Origin of the sequence: Polaribacter pectinis, assembly GCF_014352875.1 — a bacterium.
GTDB lineage: Bacteria > Bacteroidota > Bacteroidia > Flavobacteriales > Flavobacteriaceae > Polaribacter > Polaribacter pectinis.
This window is the reverse complement of sequence record NZ_CP060695.1, coordinates 1,095,363-1,115,872: the sequence shown is the minus strand read 5'-3', so window position 1 is coordinate 1,115,872 and position 20,510 is coordinate 1,095,363. Positions and strand designations below refer to the sequence as shown.

The following is a 20,510-nucleotide window of genomic DNA, read 5'->3' as shown; positions in this document are numbered from 1 at the left end:
AGCGAAGTTGGGGTTTTTTAAGGAGAAATAAAAGAGTGAAAACACCTAATTTTTTGCCTTTTCTACCAATTCTATTTTATCTACAGAAGTTTTAGTAGTAAAAACTCCGTAATTTATGGTAACATTTTTTCTGTCTATTTTATCTATGGTACCTACAGAATTTGAATCTATTATTCTTACTCTATCATTTAATTTGTAAACATATTCAGACTTTGCTTTGGCAATTTTAGCAGCTTCAATTTTTTTCTCTTTTCTAACTTCAACTACTTTTTCTAAAACCTCTTTTTCAACCTTTTTTATAACTTCTTGCAGTTGTTTTTCAACAACTTTTGCTTTTTGTTTTTGGGTTTTTGTTTTTGGTTTTATTGGGTTTTTCTTTGCGTACTTTACCTTTTCATCTGCAACCCATTTATTAAAGCTTGCATTTAACTCTTTCTTGTTGTTGGTTTGAAAGTATTTGTTAATCAGTTCATTAGTTTTTCTTCCTAAAGAAAGCATTTTCTGATTTTGGTCATACAATTCTTGAAAACCTGCCAATTTAGCTTGTACTTTTTCTTCTTTTTCTTGAAGATTTTCTAAATGTTCTTGGCCTTTTACTTTTTGTTTTTCTAGATTATTAGAGTTTTTCTCTAATCTATTGCGTTCTTTCTGAAGTTTAGAAATGGTTTTATCTAAACGTACTTTTTCAGTTTCTACACGTTTTTTTGCTTTGTTAATAATGCTATAAGGAATTCCGTTTTTTTGCGCAACTTCAAACGTAAAAGAACTACCTGCTTGTCCTATAAATAGTTTGTATAATGGTTCTAGAGAACGTTCGTCAAACTGCATATTTGCATTGGTTACGTTATCTAACTCATTTGCCAAAACTTTTAAGTTGGAGTAGTGGGTTGTAATAATTCCGAATGCTTTTTTAGTGTAAAATTCTTCCAGAAAAATTTCTGCCAATGCACCACCTAATTCAGGGTCAGAACCTGTACCAAATTCATCAATTAAAAACAAAGTGTTTTCATTACACTTTCGTAAAAAATAACGCATGTTTTTTAAACGATAGCTATAAGTACTTAATTGATTTTCAATAGATTGATTATCTCCAATATCGGTTAAAACAGTATCGAAAATATAAGTCTGACTACGTTCGTCTACAGGAATTAAAATACCACTTTGTAGCATTACTTGTAACAAGCCAATGGTTTTTAAAGTAATACTTTTTCCACCAGCATTAGGCCCAGAAATAACTATAATTTGTTGTTTTTCATTGAGTTCTAATGTTTGAGAAACCGTTTTTATATTTTGCGCATTATTTTTTCTCCATAAAATAGGATGATATGCATTCTTAAAGTAAATCTTTTTTTCTCTAGATATTTTAGGCAAAATAGCATTCATTTCTCTTGCATATTTTGCTTTGGCACCAACTGAATCTATATGTGTTAAAAAAGAAACATATTCTTCTAAAAGTGGTGTAAAAGGACGTATAGTTTCTGCTAAAGCTCTTAATATTTTTACAACTTCTTGTTTTTCTTCATAGACTAAATTTTGAAATTCTCTACTGTAAGAAAGTGTTGCTTGTGGTGCAATATAAACGATATTACCAGATTTAGATGAACCTAATAAACTACCAGCAACTTTTCTTCTGTGCATTGCAGACACAGCTAAAACACGCTGGTTGTCTACAACGGTTTCTTTAATATCATCTAAATAACCTGCAGCAATAGATTTACTTAATGCGCTAGAAAAACTTGCACCAATTTTACCACGAATGTTATTAATATCTCTTCTAATTTGTTTTAAACTTGCAGAAGCATTGTTTTTTACTTCACCAGAAATGTCAATTATTTTTTTAATTTCATCATCTACAAAAGTGGTGAATTCTATTTTTTGAGAAAGATCAAAAAAAGTAGGAAACTGCACTTTAAACTTCTTAAAAAACTTTATTAATTCGTTTACTGTTAGAGAAGTAGTTGCAATTTTTAAAAATGCATCTGTTTCTATAAAGCTATTTTCTATTGCTAGACGTTTAATTTTTTCAGTTACATTATCGAAACCATGATTTGGAACTCTGTTTTCGCTTTCGAAAGAAGAAACATATTCATTAACCAAATGTAATTCTTCAAATAATTCTTTTTTATTTGTAATTGGTAAAGTTTCTAATACTTTTTCTTTTCCTAAACCAGAGATACAATGTTCTGCAACATGTTGTAAAACCGTTGAAAATTCTAAATCTTGTAATGTTTTTTCTGAAATATTAGTTCTCAAATTTGTAATTTTGATTCACTACAAAAATAACAAAGAATGCAAGTAAAAATAGCCGATAGCTGGAAAAATATTTTACAAAAAGAATTTAAAAAAAAATATTTTATAGATTTAATCAGTTTTGTTAAAAATGAATATGAAAATCATACTTGTTATCCAAAAGACGAAGATATTTTTGCTGCTTTTGATTTTTGTTCCTTTAAAGATTTAAAAGTGGTTATTATTGGTCAAGATCCTTATCATGGACCAGAACAAGCAAATGGTTTGTGCTTTTCTGTAAAAGACGGAATAAAGCATCCACCTTCTTTAATTAATATTTTTAAAGAGATTTCTACGGATTTAGAAACTGAATACCCTGAAAGTGGAAATTTAGAAAAATGGGCAAAACAAGGTGTTTTATTATTGAACGCTACTTTAACTGTAAGAGCTCATGAAGCTGGAAGTCACCAAAAACAAGGTTGGGAAACGTTTACAGATGAAGTGATTAAACAAATTTCTAATGAAAACGAAAATATTGTTTTTTTGCTTTGGGGCGGATTTGCAAAGAAAAAAGCGAAGTTGATTGATAAAAAGAAACATCATATTTTAGAATCTGGTCATCCTTCTCCTTTAAGTGCCAACAGAGGTTATTGGTTTGGAAATAAACATTTTTCTAAAACAAATGAAATTTTAAGAGATTTAGGGAAAGAAGAGATTAGTTGGTAGTTTTATTCGTCATTGTTAGGAACGAAGTAATCTATCTTTTTAATTTATAGATAAGCTATTACTATTTTAGAATTAGCTAATTGTCTTTAAACAAGTTTAGCCCTGATTGAACGGCTTGTCTGAGCTCTTTTTTCTTTTTCAGAAAAAAAGCGAGTAGTGAAAGCAGGAAATAGCTTCAACAAAAAAATCCGCCAAAAAAGCGGATTCATTGAATTTGAAATTAAGAAACAAACGAATTTATATTAGATCTGCTTGTTTTAATGTTGTTTGAGTAGTTGTTTCAGCATCTGCCAAACCACAAGATTTGGAAGTACTTCTACAAGAAGAAAAACAAATAATCCCTAAAACACAAATTGCAACAAATACTACTTTTTTCATTTTTACTATTTTATGGGTTAAATGTACATATTTTTTACAAAATCTGTAGAGTTTTTCTTCTTTTTGATAACGTTAAAACGTACCATTTTATTTTGAATGCGGGTAATTAAGTTTTTGGTGATTGGTTTTCCATCATTCCATTCAGTTATTTTTAACCATTTTTGGATATCTTCTAACTGTTGCTCATATCTGATTGATAGTGTTTTATCAATGTTTTCTATGTCTTTAAAGTCTTTAGTTTGATTATTAATAATATCTAAAACTTTTTTAACTTCATTAAAATTATTTTCTAAAACTTCATTTCTAACAGCAACTACAAAACATGGCCAAGGAGTAGGGCAATCTCCAACTCTTCTAAAAGTACCATTATCTACCAACGGTTTTGTGGTAAAATGTTCCCACATAAAATAATCTGCTTCTCCGTTTGTTAAAGCGTCAATTCCGCCTTGTAAATTACCAATTACTTTAAATTTAAGGTTTTTAACATCCCAACCTTGGTTATGTGCATTTACAATTGCCATTAAATGAGAACCGGAACCAAACCTACTAATTGCAATTGTTGCGTGTTCTAAATCTTCAATTTTTTTAAATTTTGATTTTGCACCTACATGAATTCCCCAAATTAAAGGAGTTTTTACAAACGTTTGTACAATTTTAGAAGGATTTCCATCTGCAATATCTTTAATAATACCTTCTGTTAAAACAATGGCAATATCTACATTTCCGTTTCTTAAAGCTTTGCACATTTGTCCTGTTCCTCCAGGATAATCTTGCCAACGTAAATTGATATTTTCTTTTGTGTATTCTTTATTTTTAAGCGTTAAATACCAAGGGTAATTAAAGTGTTCTGGAACTCCGCCAACTTTTAAATCTGTCATTTACTCCACTAATTTATCAAGTGTATATTCTATTAAATCTACTACAACTTGTTTGTAATCTTTGCTAAAAGTACCATTTGCTCTGTTAGCAATAATTGCATTCATAGAAACTGCATTATGGCCTAATAATTTAGACAAACCATAAATTGCAGAAGTTTCCATTTCTAAATTTGTAATTCTATTTCCTTTAAAATTGAAAGAATCTATTTTATTATTTAATTCTTTGTCTTGTAAACCTAAACGTAAAACGCGTCCTTGCGGTCCATAAAAACCTCCAGCAGTTGCTGTAATTCCAGAATAAGTTTTATCAGATTTTAATTTGTTTTCTAATTCTGTACTATTAGAAATTAATATTGGATGCGATTTTTTTGCGCTCCAATTAGTATGTTTTACAAAAGCGTTTTCTATTTCAGTATTCGAAATTTCCTCAATTTGATAGGAGTGAAGCATTCCATTTAAATCTAATCCATGAGAACTCATTAGAAATGAATCTACAGGAATGTCTTTTTGTAAAGAACCAGAAGTACCAATTCTAACAATATTTAAAACTGTTAAGTTTTTTTTGATTTGTCTTGTTTGTAAATCGATGTTTACTAGTGCATCTAATTCATTTAAAACAATATCTATATTATCAGGACCAATTCCGGTTGAAATTACTGAAAGTCTTTTACCTTTATAACTTCCTGTGGAAGTTTTAAATTCTCTTTTTTGAGTTGTAAATTCTATAGAATCGAAACTCTTTGTAATTTTATCGACTCTATCTTGGTCGCCAACAAAAATTATATCTGTAGCAATATTTTCTGGTCTTAAATTTAGATGATATACACTACCATCGGGATTTAAGATGAGTTCAGATTCTTTAATACTCATACTATGATGTTATTTGAAGCAGCTTTTCTGAATTGTTATTATATAAAAAACTGTATTTTTTAGAGCCGCCAAGATACGAAATATCATTACGTAATTTGCCGTAAAAATTAACTTGATTTTCTAAAACCTCTTTTCCTTTTTCAGAAAGTTGAACTGGGTTAAATGAAGAGAATAATTTATTAAGGTTATTTATTTTATGTTCATACTGTAAATCTCCAAAGCCATAAACTTCTTGTTCTTTTAAAAGTTGATTAACTAGGTCGTTTTTTGTTGAAAAATGATGATTATTTACAGTTTTTAAAATTGTATTTTCAATTTTATTTAGACCATTTTCTATAGAAGGAAAACGCTGTAAATGAGCTTCTAAAGCAGTTGCTAAATATTGAAAAGGAGACATTGGATTGAATTTATAAATCGTTTCCAAACGAAGTGGACTATCTGAACAATACAATTGCCAAATATAATCTGCATATTCAATGTCGTCTTGTGTTAATTCTATTTTATCTTTATAATGTTGATGAATTTGTTCTTTAGATAATTCAGGTAAACTAAACATTTTTTGAGAACCTTTTACTTTTCCGCTACAAACAAGAGAAATATGATACCCTTTTCTGTAACGTTTTAGCCAACTGATAACTGCAATCATATTAATTTGGCAGAATAAATCGTGCTCAAACCACAAAACAATTTCTTTTTGCTCTTTTTTATTACATAGGTTTCTGTACTCTTTTACCGTATAATTTATAAATTTCTGTTTGCTGACTTTGTATGAGGTTTTAAAGAACTCAAATCTATTTTTCCAGAAATTTTCACTTCCAACATCTGTAGTAGTTTTTCCTTCACACAACATTTCTCGCCATGTAATAAACTCTCCAGAAAATTTCAGTTTTTGAAGATAATTAGTAGTAGTATCTCCGTTTGTGATATGTAATATTGAATTCCTCATAATTAAAAAACAACGTTTTTAGTGTTGTTTTATTGTATTCAGTATAAAAATTAACCGCCAACGCGTTTTACTTTAAACCCTTTGTTGGTTAACATTTTCATTATTTTATCTCTAAAATCTCCTTGAATAATGATTTTATCATCTTTAAAACTACCACCAACAGAGAGTTTTGTCTTAATTTCTTTGGCAAGAATTTTAAAATCTTCTGTTGCTCCTGTATAACCCTCTAAAATAGTAATTGGTTTTCCTTTACGTTTTTCATACTTACAAATAATTGGATCATCTTGCATCCAAATATTTGTTTTTTCTTTTACCACTTCTTCAGTTTCCTTGTGTTCTGGAAACAAATTTTTTAGTTGATCTTTTAAATCCATAAAAAGCCTTTTAATTTCCCCAAAGGGGAAAAACTCGTGCTGGTAACTTTGAGTATATTTTTATTGTTTTTATTCGGCATATTTCCCATAATACATTCCTTCCCTTTTGGAAGGTTAGGATGGGCTTTTCTTATTTTTTTAAGCCTAATTCTCTTAAACGTTCGTCTAAAAACTCACCAGCAGTAATATCATCAAACTGTTTTGGATTGTTTTCATCTATACAATTTTCTAAAACATCTAATTTCATATCAGAAATTGGGTGCATAAAAAACGGAATTGAATAACGAGAAGTTCCCCACATTTCTTTTGGCGGATTTACAACTCTGTGAATAGTAGATTTTAATTTATTGTTACTGTGACGAGATAGCATATCTCCAACATTTATCATTAATTCATCTGGTTCTGCCATAGCATCTATCCATTCTCCTTTATGATTTTGAACCTGCAAACCTTTTCCTTGCGCACCCATTAATAAAGTAATTAAATTAATGTCTCCATGAGCAGCAGCTCTTTCTGCGCCTTTAGGTTCTGTTTGAATTGGTGGATAATGAATTGGACGAAGAATACTATTTCCGTTTTTTATATAATTATCGAAATAAGTTTCTTCTAAACCTAAATGCAATGCTAATGAACGTAAAACATACTTTGCTGTTTTTTCTAGCATTTGGTAGGTTTCTTTTCCTACTTCATTAAATTTTGGAAGTTCTTCTACTTGAACATTTTTTGGGTATTCTTTTGCGTATTTAGAATCTTCATCTACATATTGGCCAAAATGCCAAAATTCCTTTAAATCTCCTTCTTTTTTTCCTTTTGCAGATTCTTTTCCGAAAGAAACATAACCTCTTTGTCCTCCAATTCCTGGAATTTCGTATTTCTCTTTAGTTTCAGTTGGTAAATCGAAAAAATTCTTAATTTCTGAATATAAATCAGAGACTAATTTATCATCTAAAAAATGACCTTTTAATGCTACAAAACCTATGTTTTCATATGCATGACCAATTTCATTTATAAATTTTTGTTTGCGGCTTTCATCATTAGATAAAAAGTCATTTAGATTTACGCTAGGTATTTTATTCATATTTATATTTTTGTAAGACCGAGGTTAAATTTACTAAAAAATAATAAATCTTACTATTTTATTTTTTTGAGAACGGAATTAAGTAAGATAGTGTGTAGTTAAACCCAAATCCAGTATTGCTTTCAAAGATTCTATTAAAGCCTGGTGAATATAAAGTTTTAAAATTTTCTGGATCTTTTACACTCATTAAAACTTTATAAGAAACACTAAAACTTACAAAGAAATTATTGAAAGTTTCTACTTTAATTCCCATAATAAATTCAGACCAATGTGCATTTAAACCACTTGCTGTTTGTGGCACAATAACCGAATTTGCAGGAAAATAAGTGCTATTTACATTGGGTGTGTAAGAATTTAAAGTTTGGTCAAATAAACTAAAACCATATCTATATCCTAAAGAGATTTCGTTATTCATATCTAACCAATTCTCGTAAGCGTTATAGTTAAAACCTAATCTAATATAACTTCCTTTGGCTGTAGAGTTTGTATAATCTTCATCATTAGTTTCTTCTTCATATCCTAATTCTGCAGCAACATAAAAACGTTTAGAAATTCTATAATCTCCAACAAGTTCAAAACCACTATATGCTCCATCTATATTAGATTTTATAGGTTTACTAATATCTACACCTAAACGAAGTCCGTATTTAGATTTATAAATAATAGTATCTTTTTCAGTATTATTTTTGGTTGTTTTTTTGTCTTGTGAAAATCCATTAACAAAAACAAAAAACAAACAAATGCTAATGAAATATTTGTACATGTGTTTCATCTTGATTGTCTATGGTTGTTAATGTTGTTGGTGTAAAATCTAATATCCAATTATTTTCTGATGTAAATGTAATACCATTAAAAATAACTTTATAGCCGCAAGAACGAGAAACGTAAACTTCTTGTGGTGTGTAGTTAACTGTAAATTTATCTACGCTTGTACCATTAGAAAAATTATAAATTGTTTCGGTAGCTAAAGTGTTTAAAGGAATAATGATGGAATTCTCTCTTGAACCTTCATATATACTGTCTTTTCCATCTACCCAAACATATAATGTTGTAATGTCTTTTAAGGTTTCTCTACTGGTATTATTGTAAAAATCGATTACTAATTTTGGTGTAACCGGGTTTTGAATACAAAAATCATCTTTCTCGCAAGCAGAAAAAATGACAATTGATAGTAATAATAAAACAAGTGTTTTTTTCAAAGGATAATTTTTAAATCTATTCTTCTTCAACTTCTACAATTTTGTTGATTGCTGCTGCTAATTTAAAATCTAACTCTGTAACTCCATCTGCATCGTGCGTTGTTAATGTAATATCTAAAGTATTATAAACATTCGTCCATTCTGGATGATGATTTAAAGCTTCGCACTCAAAGGCAATTCTGTTCATTGCAGACATACAATCTTTAAAATTATCGAACTCGAAATCTGTATGTAAAGCGTTGTCGTAATATTCCCATTCAAGTAGAGTTTCTAATTTCTCTTCAATAGCTGAATCTGAAAGTTTTATTTTTTTCAAAGTATTTTTATTTAAGTTTTAAATATATAATTATTGATGCTAATATTGATTAAAATGATGTTAAAACTAATTAACTCTTTTCAAACAAAACCACAGTTTCAATATGACTCGTATGTGGAAATTGATCTACCAAACTAATCTTTTTAATTAAATAACCAGCTTCTCTTAACAATTCTGTATCTCTAGCCTGTGTTGCAGGATTACAAGAAACATACACCATTCTATCTGCATTTAAATTGATGATTTTCTGCAATGTTTTTGGTGCAATTCCTGCTCTTGCAGGATCTAAAATAATCGTTTTTATTTTATTTTGATATTCAGGATGCGCAATTAAAAATTTACCAACATCTGCTGCAAAGAATTTTAAACCTTCAATATTATTTCTTTTGGCGTTTTTCTTTGCGTCTGCAATTGCGGAAGCTACAATATCTACACCAACTATTTTTGCGTTTTCGCTTTTAGAAGCAACAATTTGCCCTATTGTTCCTGTACCACAGAATAAATCCATAACCACAGTATTGTCTACTTTAGATTTGTCTTCTAAAACATATTCTACCACTTTGTTATAGAGTTTTTCTGCACATTTTGGGTTGGTTTGAAAAAAGCTTTTCATGCTGATTTCAAAATTTAAACCTAATAATTCTTCTACGATTTTGTCTTTTCCATAAACGAGTTCTAAACTTCCTGAAGTTGCGATTGTTCTGTCGCCAGTTTCGTCGTTAATTGTGTGTAGAAGTCCAGCTAAACGTTCTCCAAAAATATCTTTTAGGAAATTTGCGAATTTTTGTAAATCGAACTTATCCAAATCAGGAGAAGTTGTTACTAAATTACATAATAACTCGTCTGTTTTAAAAGATTTACGAACTACAAAATATCTGAAGAAACCTTCTTTTTTAGGTCCATGCCAAGGATCTAAACCAGTTTCAATACAATATTGACGAATGTTTTTTAGATTGTCTTCCATTTGTTTGTCGAACAAACCAGAATCTTTCTCTAAATTATCGCCCATCCACCAAACTCCACGTCTTTTAAAACCTAAAGTAAACTCGTCTTTATCGGTTTTATGTATTCTGTCATAACCAATTGCAGAGAAACCATATTCCATTTTATTTCTGTAATGAAATACGTTTGGCGAGGTTACAAATTCGTCGAATAAATCTTCTATATTTTCTACTTTTCCTATTCTTTTGAATAAAGATAAAGTACTTTCTTTTTTATATCTATGTTGAAGCTCAATTGGTAATTGAATGTAAGGCGCTCCAGGAATGTCTTGAAATTCCACTTCTACTTCGTCTTCAGATGGTTCTAAAACATCAATTAATTTAGCTTCTGCGTAGTTTTTGCTGGATTTGCTAATTTGTGCTTTTACCAATTGCCCAGGCAACGTATTTGGAACAAATACAACGAAACTTCCTTCTTCGGAATGAATTCTGGCAATTCCTTTTCCTCCGAAAGCGTAATCTTCAATTTTTAATTCTAAAACTTGATTCTTTTTTACAAATTTGTTGCGTTCTCTACGTGGCATTTTCAATTATTTTGGATTGCAAAATTAAGGAAAAGATATTGATAGATTAGCATTATGTTTTGAAGTTATTACTTTTATAATTTAACAGGTTGCGTTAGGGATTGAACGGTTTGTTTGAGCTCTTTTTTCTTTTTCAGAAAAAAAGCGAGTAGTGAAAGCCCGACCTTTTTAGGGAACGCCCAAATAATTTTTATTTCGAAGTTTTATTTTACTACTTTTGTAAAACTTCGGGGATGATTTCTTTCCCACGCTGAATTTTCAGTTCTTGCTGAAAGGATAAAGGTAGAATAGGAATGGTTTTTTTTATAAATTTTAAAACAATAAAAATGGCTGTTTTAGACAAATTAACTTCGCAAGAAGCAATCGAATTAGAGAACAAATATGGAGCGCACAACTATCATCCACTTCCTGTGGTTTTGAGTAGAGGAGAAGGCGTGTATGTTTGGGATGTGGAAGGAAAAAAATATTATGATTTTTTATCGGCTTATTCTGCTGTAAATCAAGGGCATTGTCATCCGAAAATTGTGGATGCAATGACGAATCAAGCAAAAACGTTGAGTTTAACTTCGCGTGCATTTTATAATGATATGCTTGGTAGATATGAAAAATTTGCAACCGAATATTTTGGTTTCGACAAATTATTACCAATGAATACTGGTGCAGAAGCTGTGGAAACTGCTTTAAAAATTGCCAGAAAATGGGCGTATGAAGTAAAAGGAATTGATGAAAATAAAGCACAAATTATTGTTTGTGAGAATAATTTTCATGGTAGAACAACTACAATAATATCATTTTCTAACGACCCTGTTGCTCGTAAAAACTTTGGTCCTTATACAAAAGGTTTTATAAAAATTGAATATGATAATTTACAGGAATTACAAGAAACGCTAGAAAGTAGTAACAATATTGCTGCATTTTTGGTGGAACCAATTCAAGGTGAAGCTGGTGTTTATGTTCCTTCTGATGGTTATTTAGCGGCTGCAAAGAAAATGTGTGAAGACCACAACGTTCTATTTATTGCAGATGAAGTACAAACAGGAATTGCAAGAACGGGTCGTTTATTAGCTACTTGTGGAAATTGTTCTTGTCCAGAGAAAAATTGTTCTGGAACTCCAGAAATAAAACCAGATGTTTTAATTCTTGGAAAAGCACTTTCTGGTGGAGCATATCCTGTTTCTGCGGTTTTAGCAAATGACAGTGTTATGAATGTGATTCGTCCTGGAAACCATGGTTCTACTTTTGGTGGAAACCCAATTGCTGCTGCTGTTGCAATGGCTGCACTAAAAGTTGTTGCTGATGAAAAATTAGCAATTAATGCTGATAAATTAGGTGAAATTTTTAGAGCTGAATTAACAGAATTCTGTAAAAACAATCATTTAGTGGAATCTGTAAGAGGTAGAGGATTGTTAAACGCAATTTTAATTAACGATTCTGAAGATAGTTCTACTGCTTGGGATATTTGTATTAAATTACGTGATAACGGTTTATTAGCAAAGCCAACACATGGAAATATTATTCGTTTTGCGCCACCTTTAGTAATGACTGAAGAGCAATTAATGGATTGTATTTCTATAATTAAGAAAACAATTTCTGAATTTTAGAAATCACTTTTTATAACATTTAATATTTAGCCGCAAATTCACAAATTTGTGGCTATTTTTTTTATTATTTTTGAAGAATACTAACTAAAAAAAAAATATTATGCAAAATGCAATTACAGAATTAGAGCAATTAACTTTAACAAGTTCCGCAAAAAGCTTTTTAAGAGAAACCGCTAAATGGTGTAAATTTTTATCAATATTGGGTTTTGTATTTGTGGGAATTATGATAATTGCTAGCTTTTTTATAGGTTCTCTATACAATAATATGCCTCAAGCACAAGGAATGCCTTTTGATTTTAGAGCAATGATGACTGGAATGTATTTAGTTCTTGGTCTAATTTATATTTTTCCGATCTACTATTTATATCAATTTTCTGTAAAAATGAAAAAGGCTTTAATATCTAAAGATGATGAAGTTTTGGCCAAAGCATTCGAAATGTTGAAATCGCATTATAAATTTGTTGGAGTGTTAGCCATTATTCTATTATCACTTTATGTTTTAGCAATAGTTATTGGGTTAATTGCAGCATTATCTTCTGGTTCAGCTTTCTAAAAATAAGAATTAACTAAAAAAAAAGGGAAGCTTATTGCTTCCCTTTTTTACTTTTAGTTATAAAGTTAATTTTTCTTTTTAACAGTATCTTTTTTCTTGTTTCCAAAAAGACCTCCAAGAACATTTTTAATTTTATCTTTAGTATCGTTCTTTGTTACAGTAGAATCTTTTTTAATTGAGTCATTTTTTTGGGTTCCTAAACCTAATAAATCGGTTAATTTGTCTTTTCCTTTATCAATAAGACTTTGTTTTTGTTTTTCTACAATATTCTTCATTAAAGTAGCAGTTGCATCTTTTATATTAGTAGAAAAATTAGGACTAGAAAAACTACCTGTTAAATTGGTTGTTACAGGAATCGTTTTTATATCTGCTGCATCTTTTGGTGTTAATTTTGCCAATGCATTTGTAACCGTAGTTCCTAAATATTTTACGGGTAAATCGAAAACAACATTGTAATTCATAGTATTATCGAAACCATGTTTACCATCAATTACAATACCAATGTCTTTATATTTAAGATCTATAGGTTTTACACTAACTTCACCATTATTAAAGGTAAAAAGTGCATTAATTCCATCTAAATTTAAGTTGTCTAGGTTAATAAAATCAACATTTTTATCTAGTAAAGAAAGTGCTTTCGATTTATTACCTTTAATTTTTGGGTTTAATAATTTCCCAAATAAATCTCCAGTAATTGATTTTAAATTAGGACTCATATTTTCGTCTAAAATTCCAGAAACTTTAACGGTCGAATTTATTTTACCTTCGATACTTTTAGCAATTGGAGCAATAGATTTTAACATTTCTAATTGCGTAAAAGAATCTGCAATGTTTAGTTGATTCAAGTTTAAATCCATAGAGAAATTAGCCTCTTTTCCTTTGGTAGAAACAGTACCATTCATACCAATATTTCCTCCAAAAATATCTGAATTCAAGTTTTTTAAATTAACGGATTCATCTTTTATAAAAACATCTCCAGAAACATTAGAAAGTGTAATGTTATCATATAAAACTGTCTTTGCTTTTGCATTTAATTTAATATCTAAAAATGCAGGAATTTTTAAAGTTGAAGTAGCGCTAGTTTCTGTTTCAGCAGTTTCTTTAGATAAGAAGTCATTCACTTTAAAGTTAGAAGAATTCAAGTTAAAATCTCCTTTTAACGTCTGGTCTTTAAATAAGAAACCGTAAAAATTCTCTAAATTTCCTTTTATCGATAAATCTGAAGTTCCTGTTTTTGCTATAAATTCATTTAATTTAATTGAATTTGTATTGAATATAACTGAAGCATTGTCTATTAAAAAAGCATTTGCCACATCTTTTCCTTCATATTTAAATTTACTAACAGAAAGATTTCCTTCGTTTTTAATGTTTTGATAATTTCCTTTTTCAACAGAATTCATATCAAAACTCGATTTTATATCTGCCTTTAAAATTCCAGCTAATTCTTTTTCTAGTGGAGCAGGATATACTTTACCAATATTTGCTAAATTAATAGTTCCTTTTGCTGCAATATTTATATTTGGGTTTGTTGTTATATTTCTGACACTACCATTTGCAGAAAACGCATCTTCATCAATTTTAAAATTTAATTTATTAATGTCTACATAGGTATCTTTTGTGTTCCCTGTTTTGTTAATTATTTTTGAATCTATTGTAATGTTTTTAACCGATTTTGGTAAATCAGCATATTTAAACATTGCATTTTCTGATTTTATTGAAATATCAAAAGCCGGAATTGTTGTTTCAGATAAAGCTCCTTTCACAACTCCATTCATATCAAAATTACCTTCAGTTTTAATCGTTTTTAAATTCCCAGAATATTGTGCAGGCATTAATGCTAAAGCATTTTTAAAAGATGATGTTGGTGTTTTAAAACTAATATCATACAACTGGTTTTCTTCTATAAGTTGAATAAATCCATCAAATTCTAATGGCAGTTGATTTATGTAACCTGTATTTTCTTTAAAAGTGTATTTGCTATTTTTTAAATCTATTCCTAAAACCGCATTTAACTTTACAGCAACATTTTTAATATAGTTTACATTCTCCATATCAAAAGATAATTTAGCTGTAGTTTCTGTATCTAAATCTAAAATATCTTTTGCAAAGTTTCCTTTTCCTGTATGATAAATACTATCTAATTGAAGTTTCATGTTAGAACTTTCATCTAAATAATTAAATTGTAAATTATCTACTTTATAATCTTGAATGTTAAAAGAAAATGAACTTGAATTCTCGGCTGAATTTACAGCTTCATTTTTTATAGCAATATCATAATTACCTACATTTTCTTTATTGAAAATAATATTTACTTTTCCGTTTGAAGCTTCAATGCTTTGTAAATCAATGGTTTCATTGGTGTTTTTAAAAAGCTCAGTAATTTTCATGTCTAAACTTAATGTTTTAGCATTGAATAAAGTATCACCTAAAAAAGGGGCTTTATTTGCTACAGAAATATCATTAACTTTTAAACTAGCTAGAGGAAAACTTCTAAATAAACTTAAATCTGATTCTTTAAAAGTTACGGTTGCATTTATACTATTGTTAATGGTATTGGTTACCATTTGTACAATTTTATCTTTAAATAAAAACGGAATAGAAACCAGTGCAATTATTAACACTAAAAAGATGGAAACAATCCATTTTAAAACTTTTTTGGTAGTAGATTTCTTTATTTCTTTTTTGTTCATATTATTCATTAATTATATAAAGCAAAAATACCTCTTTCACAGAGGTATCTTTGTTTAAATGATGTTAAAAGTAACTCAAATGAAAAATAGTTAAATAATTTTTCGAAAAAGTTATTTTACAATTACAAATATTATTTGAACATATCCATTCCTGGAATGTTTGGCATTCCTGCTTTTGCGGCAACAGCCATTTCATCTTCGTTTATTTTTGTCGCTTTTTCAATTGCTTTATTTAACGTAAGTATTAAATAATCTTCTAATTCTTCTGCATCCGAAAGTAAAGAATCATCAATAGAAATTGCTTTTATTTTTCTGTTTGCAGTTAATGTTACTTTAATTTTTCCATCAGAAGAAACTTCATCAACCAAAACAGAATCTAATCTATTTTTAGTTTTTTCTACTTCTTGTTGCGCTTCTTTAAGCTTGTCCATCATTCCAGATAAGTCTCCAAACATAGTTTTTAAATTTAAGATTTTGTTAACTGCAAAATTAGTAAATTCACAGAGAATTTTAATCAACTAAAAATGAGAAAAATATTTATTTATACGTTGTTATTAAGTCTTACTTTTGCAACCGCTTGTAAAAATAAAACAATGAAAAGTACAGACGCAAAAATGCCTGTGGCAGAGAAGCAGCCTACAAAATTAGAAAAACACGGAGATGTTAGAATAGATAATTATTTTTGGATGCGTTTATCTGATGAACAAAAATTGTCTGAAGTAAAAGACGAACAAACTCAAAAAGTAATTAATTATTTAGATGCAGAAAATACATATTATGATGATGTAACTGGTTATACCAAAAATTTTCAAGAAAAATTATTCGAAGAAATGAAAGGTAGAATTAAAGAAGATGATTCTTCTGTGCCTTACAAAGACAATGGTTATTTTTACATAACTCGTTTCGAAAAAGGAATGCAATATCCTATATACAGTAGAAAAAAGGAAACTTTAGAAGCAGAAGAAAATGTACTTTTTAACGTTAATGAAATGGCTAATGACTATGATTATTATCAATTAGGAGGTTTAAATGTTTCTCCTGATAATAAAATGGCTGTTTTTGCTACAGATACTGTTAGTAGAAGACAATATTTTTTAAGAATAAAAAATTTAGAAACAGGCGAAATCTATAAAGATATTATAGACAATACAACTGGTGGATCTGTTTGGGCAAATGATAATAAAACAATTTTTTATACAAAGAAAGATCCTTTAACTTTAAGAAGTGAAAAGATTTTTAGACATGTTTTAGGGACACCAACTTCTGAAGACGTAGAAGTTTTTCATGAAAAAGATGATACTTTTGGAACGTATGTAACTAAATCAAAATCAAAAAAATACATTATTATTGGTTCTTACAGCACTGTTTCTACAGAAGCACAATATTTAGATGCTGATAACCCAACTGGAAATTTTAAAATTATTCAACCAAGAGAAAGAGATTTAGAATATAATGTTTCTCATTATGGAGATGATTTTTATCTACTAACAAATAAAGATGGCGCAACTAATTTTAAGTTGATGAAAACTCCAGTTTCTAAAACAAGTAAAGAAAATTGGGTAGATGTAATTCCGCACAGAGAAGATACTTTGTTAGAAGATTTCTCAATATTTAAAGAGTATTTAGTTTTAGAAGAAAGTACAAACGGATTAAACAGAATTCGTATAAAACGTTGGGATAATAAAGAAGATTATTATTTACCTTTTAATGAGGAAACGTATTCTGTTGGTGTGTATTCTAATCCAGATTTTGATACAGATATTATAAGATATTCTTATAATTCATTTACAACTCCGAGTTCAATTATCGACTTTAATATGAGCGATAAATCGAAAGATATTAAAAAGGAACAAGAAGTTTTAGGAGGTAAATTCAATAAAGAAAATTACAAAAGCAAGCGTGTTTGGGCAACTGCAAGAGATGGAAAAAAGGTAGCTATTTCTTTAGTTTATCATAAAGATACAGAGTTAAATTCTGAAACACCATTATTACAATATGCTTATGGTTCTTATGGATATACGATTCCAGATAGTTTTTCTACAACACGTTTAAGCCTTTTAGATAGAGGTTTTGTGTATGCCTTGGCTCATATTCGTGGAAGTCAATATTTAGGAAGAGAATGGTATGAAGATGGAAAAATGTTGCATAAGAAAAACACATTTACAGATTTTATAGATTGTTCTAAATTTTTAATTGAAAACAACTATACCTCAGAAAAGCATTTATATGCAATGGGAGGTTCTGCAGGTGGATTATTAATGGGAGCAATTGTAAATATGAATCCAGAATTGTACAATGGAATAATTGCAGCAGTGCCATTTGTAGATGTAATTTCTACAATGTTAGATGATTCTATTCCTTTAACAACAGGAGAATATGACGAATGGGGAAATCCTAATGATAAAGAATATTACGATTATATAAAATCATATTCGCCTTATGATCAAATTGAAGCAAAAGAATATCCAAATATGTTGGTAACAACTGGTTTTCATGATTCTCAAGTTCAATATTGGGAGCCAGCAAAATGGGTTGCCAAACTTCGAGAATTAAAAACCGACAAAAATTTGTTATTATTGCATACAAACATGGAAGCTGGTCATGGAGGTGCTTCTGGAAGGTTTGATGCTTTAAAAGAGACAGCAAAAGACTATACTTTCTTTTTGGCTTTAGAAAATAAATTAGAAGCAGATTTAATTAAGCCTTAAAATCAATTTTATATTTCGGTTTGATAATGTACTTTTGCATCCGGTAAAAGATAAACCTCATAAGTTTTAAAACATGTGAGGTTTTTCATGAAAAGATAGAATGACTAGAAATAACGGAATAAATAATAGCATTTTAGAATTAGTGGGAGAAACCCCATTAATTAAACTTCATAAAATAACAAAAAAGCTAAAAGGCTCTTATTTTGCTAAAATAGAAGCTTTTAATCCTGGTCATTCTGCAAAAGATAGAATTGCATTACACATTGTTAATACTGCAGAGAAGAAAGGTATTCTTAAAAAAGGAGCAACAATTGTAGAAACTACTTCAGGTAATACTGGTTTTAGTTTGGCAATGATAAGTTTGGTAAAAGGTTACAAATGTATTTTAGCGGTAAGTGATAAATCTTCTCAAGATAAAATAGAGTTGCTAAAAACAATGGGAGCAGAAGTGCATGTTTGTCCTGCAAATGTTCCGCCAGAAGATCCAAGGTCTTATTATGAAGTTGCAAAAACTATTCATAAAAAAACGAAGAATTCTGTATATATCAATCAATATTTTAATGAGTTAAATATTGAAGCACATTATAGAACTACAGGTCCAGAAATTTGGAAACAAACTGAAGGAAAAATCACGCATTTAGTTGTTGCAAGTGGAACAGGAGGCACTATTTCTGGAACAGGAAAGTACTTAAAAGAGCAAAACCCAAATATTAAAGTTTTAGGAGTAGATGCTATTGGTTCTGTTTTAAAAAAATATCATGAAACTAAAGAGCTAGATTTAAACGAGGTTAGTCCATATAAAATTGAAGGTTTAGGTAAAAATTTAATACCTACTGCAACAGATTTTGATGTAATTGATGTATACGAAAAAGTTTCCGACAAAGATGCAGCTATACAAGCAAGAGAAACTTTAAAAAAAGAAGGTTTATTTTGTGGATATACAACAGGTGCAGTTGTGCAAGCAACTAAACAATATGCAGCTTTAGATATGTTTGATGAAAACAGTTTTGTAGTTTTAATTTTTCCAGATCATGGTTCTAGATATCTCAATAAAATCTACAGTAATTCTTGGATGCAAGAACAAGGTTTTTTAGAATAGGTATTCAAATTTCTCTTCATTTTTTCAAATTGCATACCCTGTTTTATTTTGTTAACTTTGCAAACTTCAAAAACAGATGACAAACATGGCGACAGATTTATTTGATAGAATTATAAAAGATAAAGGCCCTTTAGGTAAATGGGCGCAACAAGCAGAAGGTTATTATGTATTTCCAAAGTTAGAAGGTCCTATTTCAAATAGAATGTCTTTTAATGGTAAAAAAGTAGTTACCTGGAGTATAAATGATTATTTAGGATTAGCAAATCATCCAGAAGTTTTAAAAGTTGATGGAGAAGCTGCAGCAGAACATGGTATGGCTTATCCAATGGGAGCTAGAATGATGTCTGGACATACTAAATTTCACGAACAATTAGAAGTTGAATGTGCAGAATTTGTAGAAAAAGAAGCTGCTTATTTAGTTAACTTTGGTTACCAAGGTATGGTTTCTGCAATAGACGCATTGGTTTCTAAAGATGATATTATTGTGTATGATATGGATACACATGCTTGTATTATAGATGGTGTTCGTTTACATGCTGGAAAACGTTTTGTATATCGTCATAACGATATGGAAAGTTTTGAGAAAAACATAAAGCGTGCTAAAAGAATGGCAGATAAAACTGGTGGAGGAATTTTAGTAATTTCTGAAGGAGTTTTTGGAATGCGTGGTGAACAAGGTCGTTTAAAAGAAATAGTTTCCTTTAAAAAAGAATACAACTTTAGACTTTTAGTAGATGATGCTCATGGTTTTGGTACTTTGGGTAAAGATGGCAAAGGAACTGGTTTCGAACAAGGAATACAAGATGAAATAGATGTATATTTTGCAACCTTTGCAAAATCTATGGCAGGTATTGGCGCTTTCTTTGCAGGAGATAAAGATGTAATACAATATTTACAATACAATATGCGTTCTCAAATGTTTGCTAAATCATTACCAATGGCAATGGTAAAAGGAGCATTAAAACGTTTAGATATGTTACGTACAATGCCAGAATTAAAAACAAAGTTGTGGGAAAACACCAATGCTTTACAATCTGGTTTAAGAAATGCTGGTTTCGATTTAGGAACTACACAAACATGTATAACTCCAGTATTTTTAAAAGGAGATATACCTGAAGCAATGGCAATGGTAAATGATTTACGTGAAAACCACGGAATTTTCTGTTCTATTGTTGTGTATCCTGTAATACCAAAAGGATTAATTATTTTAAGATTAATTCCAACTGCAACACACACACAAGAAGATATAGATGAAACAATTACCGCATTTTCAGCAATTAGAGAATTGTTAGAAAACGGTACGTATAAAAAGATTGCAACATCTATGGTGTAATTTTTAA

Annotated in this window: 19 protein-coding genes; 6 read left to right on the top strand and 13 right to left on the bottom strand. The window is 29.4% G+C overall.

Annotated elements, in window-relative coordinates; all coding sequences use genetic code 11:
- Positions 1 to 45 precede the first annotated feature (45 nt).
- Entirely contained in the window at positions 46 to 2,253 is a 2,208-nt protein-coding gene (locus H9W90_RS05265; protein ID WP_187483408.1) for an endonuclease MutS2, read from the bottom strand.
- Positions 2,254 to 2,289: 36 nt separating this feature from the next.
- On the opposite strand from H9W90_RS05265, the gene H9W90_RS05260 reads away from it, so the two are divergent.
- The gene (locus H9W90_RS05260; protein ID WP_187483407.1) at positions 2,290 to 2,955 is read left to right on the top strand and encodes a uracil-DNA glycosylase; all 666 of its coding nucleotides are present in this window, start codon (positions 2,290 to 2,292) and stop codon (positions 2,953 to 2,955) included.
- A 237-nt stretch (positions 2,956 to 3,192) separates the two neighbouring features.
- Here the strand turns inward: H9W90_RS05260 and H9W90_RS05255 are convergent, their stop codons facing one another.
- The 10 genes from H9W90_RS05255 to rlmD form a co-directional block, all read right to left on the bottom strand.
- Complete coding sequence (locus H9W90_RS05255; protein WP_187483406.1) at positions 3,193 to 3,333, bottom strand: hypothetical protein; 141 nt, start codon at positions 3,331 to 3,333, stop codon at positions 3,193 to 3,195.
- 17 nt (positions 3,334 to 3,350) lie between these two features.
- On the bottom strand, positions 3,351 to 4,211 hold the full coding sequence (locus tag H9W90_RS05250; protein WP_187483405.1) for a substrate-binding domain-containing protein: 861 nt from the start codon (positions 4,209 to 4,211) through the stop codon (positions 3,351 to 3,353).
- Positions 4,212 to 5,081, bottom strand: a complete 870-nt coding sequence (locus H9W90_RS05245; RefSeq protein ID WP_187483404.1) for a nucleoside phosphorylase — start codon at positions 5,079 to 5,081, stop codon at positions 4,212 to 4,214. It lies immediately after the preceding gene.
- A 1-nt stretch (position 5,082) separates the two neighbouring features.
- Positions 5,083 to 6,027, bottom strand: a complete 945-nt coding sequence (locus H9W90_RS05240) for a DUF1835 domain-containing protein (RefSeq protein ID WP_187483403.1) — start codon at positions 6,025 to 6,027, stop codon at positions 5,083 to 5,085.
- Between the two features lie 50 nt (positions 6,028 to 6,077).
- A complete protein-coding gene (locus H9W90_RS05235) occupies positions 6,078 to 6,401 on the bottom strand; it encodes a translation initiation factor (RefSeq protein WP_187483402.1) in 324 nt (107 codons plus the stop codon).
- A 130-nt stretch (positions 6,402 to 6,531) separates the two neighbouring features.
- Complete coding sequence (locus tag H9W90_RS05230; RefSeq protein WP_187483401.1) at positions 6,532 to 7,479, bottom strand: isopenicillin N synthase family dioxygenase; 948 nt, start codon at positions 7,477 to 7,479, stop codon at positions 6,532 to 6,534.
- 58 nt (positions 7,480 to 7,537) lie between these two features.
- Positions 7,538 to 8,242 carry a DUF6048 family protein gene (locus tag H9W90_RS05225; RefSeq protein WP_187483400.1) on the bottom strand — a complete coding sequence of 235 codons (705 nt, stop codon included), beginning with the start codon at positions 8,240 to 8,242 and terminating at the stop codon, positions 7,538 to 7,540.
- Positions 8,223 to 8,678: a DUF6452 family protein gene (locus H9W90_RS05220; protein WP_187483399.1), complete on the bottom strand. Its 456-nt coding sequence runs from the start codon at positions 8,676 to 8,678 to the stop codon at positions 8,223 to 8,225. The genes H9W90_RS05225 and H9W90_RS05220 overlap by 20 nt, the downstream gene beginning before the upstream one ends.
- Before the next feature lie 16 nt (positions 8,679 to 8,694).
- Positions 8,695 to 8,985 (bottom strand): 4a-hydroxytetrahydrobiopterin dehydratase, encoded by a 291-nt coding sequence (locus H9W90_RS05215; RefSeq protein ID WP_187483934.1) that lies wholly within the window; start codon positions 8,983 to 8,985, stop codon positions 8,695 to 8,697.
- Between the two features lie 79 nt (positions 8,986 to 9,064).
- Positions 9,065 to 10,519, bottom strand: a complete 1,455-nt coding sequence (rlmD, locus tag H9W90_RS05210; RefSeq protein ID WP_187483398.1) for a 23S rRNA (uracil(1939)-C(5))-methyltransferase RlmD — start codon at positions 10,517 to 10,519, stop codon at positions 9,065 to 9,067.
- Between the two features lie 326 nt (positions 10,520 to 10,845).
- On the opposite strand from rlmD, the gene rocD reads away from it, so the two are divergent.
- Together rocD and H9W90_RS05200 are read left to right on the top strand one after the other, a co-directional pair.
- Complete coding sequence (gene rocD, locus H9W90_RS05205; protein WP_187483397.1) at positions 10,846 to 12,120, top strand: ornithine--oxo-acid transaminase; 1,275 nt, start codon at positions 10,846 to 10,848, stop codon at positions 12,118 to 12,120.
- 100 nt (positions 12,121 to 12,220) lie between these two features.
- The gene (locus tag H9W90_RS05200) at positions 12,221 to 12,673 is read left to right on the top strand and encodes a DUF5362 family protein (protein ID WP_187483396.1); all 453 of its coding nucleotides are present in this window, start codon (positions 12,221 to 12,223) and stop codon (positions 12,671 to 12,673) included.
- A 65-nt stretch (positions 12,674 to 12,738) separates the two neighbouring features.
- Here H9W90_RS05200 and H9W90_RS05195 read toward each other — a convergent pair whose 3' ends face one another.
- A complete protein-coding gene (locus H9W90_RS05195; protein ID WP_187483395.1) occupies positions 12,739 to 15,363 on the bottom strand; it encodes an AsmA-like C-terminal region-containing protein in 2,625 nt (874 codons plus the stop codon).
- A gap of 131 nt (positions 15,364 to 15,494) precedes the next feature.
- Complete coding sequence (locus H9W90_RS05190; protein WP_187483394.1) at positions 15,495 to 15,818, bottom strand: YbaB/EbfC family nucleoid-associated protein; 324 nt, start codon at positions 15,816 to 15,818, stop codon at positions 15,495 to 15,497.
- 69 nt (positions 15,819 to 15,887) lie between these two features.
- Between H9W90_RS05190 and H9W90_RS05185 the strand changes: the two genes are divergently transcribed.
- The 3 genes from H9W90_RS05185 to capB all read left to right on the top strand — a co-directional run bounded on the left by H9W90_RS05185 (position 15,888) and on the right by capB (position 20,503).
- Positions 15,888 to 18,071, top strand: a complete 2,184-nt coding sequence (locus H9W90_RS05185; protein ID WP_437440068.1) for a S9 family peptidase — start codon at positions 15,888 to 15,890, stop codon at positions 18,069 to 18,071.
- A 100-nt stretch (positions 18,072 to 18,171) separates the two neighbouring features.
- Complete coding sequence (capA, locus tag H9W90_RS05180; protein ID WP_187483393.1) at positions 18,172 to 19,170, top strand: cysteate synthase; 999 nt, start codon at positions 18,172 to 18,174, stop codon at positions 19,168 to 19,170.
- Between the two features lie 85 nt (positions 19,171 to 19,255).
- On the top strand, positions 19,256 to 20,503 hold the full coding sequence (gene capB, locus H9W90_RS05175) for a cysteate-C-fatty acyltransferase (RefSeq protein ID WP_187483392.1): 1,248 nt from the start codon (positions 19,256 to 19,258) through the stop codon (positions 20,501 to 20,503).
- Positions 20,504 to 20,510: the final 7 nt, after the last annotated feature.

What these genes read in the sequence shown, in the direction of transcription:
- H9W90_RS05260 (WP_187483407.1), top strand. Translation starts at nt 2,290, where the DNA reads ATGCAAGTAAAAATAGCCGATAGCTGGAAAAATATTTTACAAAAAGAA.
- H9W90_RS05255 (WP_187483406.1), bottom strand. Translation starts at nt 3,333, where the DNA reads ATGAAAAAAGTAGTATTTGTTGCAATTTGTGTTTTAGGGATTATTTGT.
- H9W90_RS05250 (WP_187483405.1), bottom strand. Translation starts at nt 4,211, where the DNA reads ATGACAGATTTAAAAGTTGGCGGAGTTCCAGAACACTTTAATTACCCT.
- H9W90_RS05245 (WP_187483404.1), bottom strand. Translation starts at nt 5,081, where the DNA reads ATGAGTATTAAAGAATCTGAACTCATCTTAAATCCCGATGGTAGTGTA.
- H9W90_RS05240 (WP_187483403.1), bottom strand. Translation starts at nt 6,027, where the DNA reads ATGAGGAATTCAATATTACATATCACAAACGGAGATACTACTACTAAT.
- H9W90_RS05235 (WP_187483402.1), bottom strand. Translation starts at nt 6,401, where the DNA reads ATGGATTTAAAAGATCAACTAAAAAATTTGTTTCCAGAACACAAGGAA.
- H9W90_RS05230 (WP_187483401.1), bottom strand. Translation starts at nt 7,479, where the DNA reads ATGAATAAAATACCTAGCGTAAATCTAAATGACTTTTTATCTAATGAT.
- H9W90_RS05225 (WP_187483400.1), bottom strand. Translation starts at nt 8,242, where the DNA reads ATGTACAAATATTTCATTAGCATTTGTTTGTTTTTTGTTTTTGTTAAT.
- rlmD (WP_187483398.1), bottom strand. Translation starts at nt 10,519, where the DNA reads ATGCCACGTAGAGAACGCAACAAATTTGTAAAAAAGAATCAAGTTTTA.
- rocD (WP_187483397.1), top strand. Translation starts at nt 10,846, where the DNA reads ATGGCTGTTTTAGACAAATTAACTTCGCAAGAAGCAATCGAATTAGAG.
- H9W90_RS05200 (WP_187483396.1), top strand. Translation starts at nt 12,221, where the DNA reads ATGCAAAATGCAATTACAGAATTAGAGCAATTAACTTTAACAAGTTCC.
- H9W90_RS05195 (WP_187483395.1), bottom strand. Translation starts at nt 15,363, where the DNA reads ATGAACAAAAAAGAAATAAAGAAATCTACTACCAAAAAAGTTTTAAAA.
- H9W90_RS05190 (WP_187483394.1), bottom strand. Translation starts at nt 15,818, where the DNA reads ATGTTTGGAGACTTATCTGGAATGATGGACAAGCTTAAAGAAGCGCAA.
- H9W90_RS05185 (WP_437440068.1), top strand. Translation starts at nt 15,888, where the DNA reads ATGAGAAAAATATTTATTTATACGTTGTTATTAAGTCTTACTTTTGCA.
- capA (WP_187483393.1), top strand. Translation starts at nt 18,172, where the DNA reads ATGACTAGAAATAACGGAATAAATAATAGCATTTTAGAATTAGTGGGA.
- capB (WP_187483392.1), top strand. Translation starts at nt 19,256, where the DNA reads ATGGCGACAGATTTATTTGATAGAATTATAAAAGATAAAGGCCCTTTA.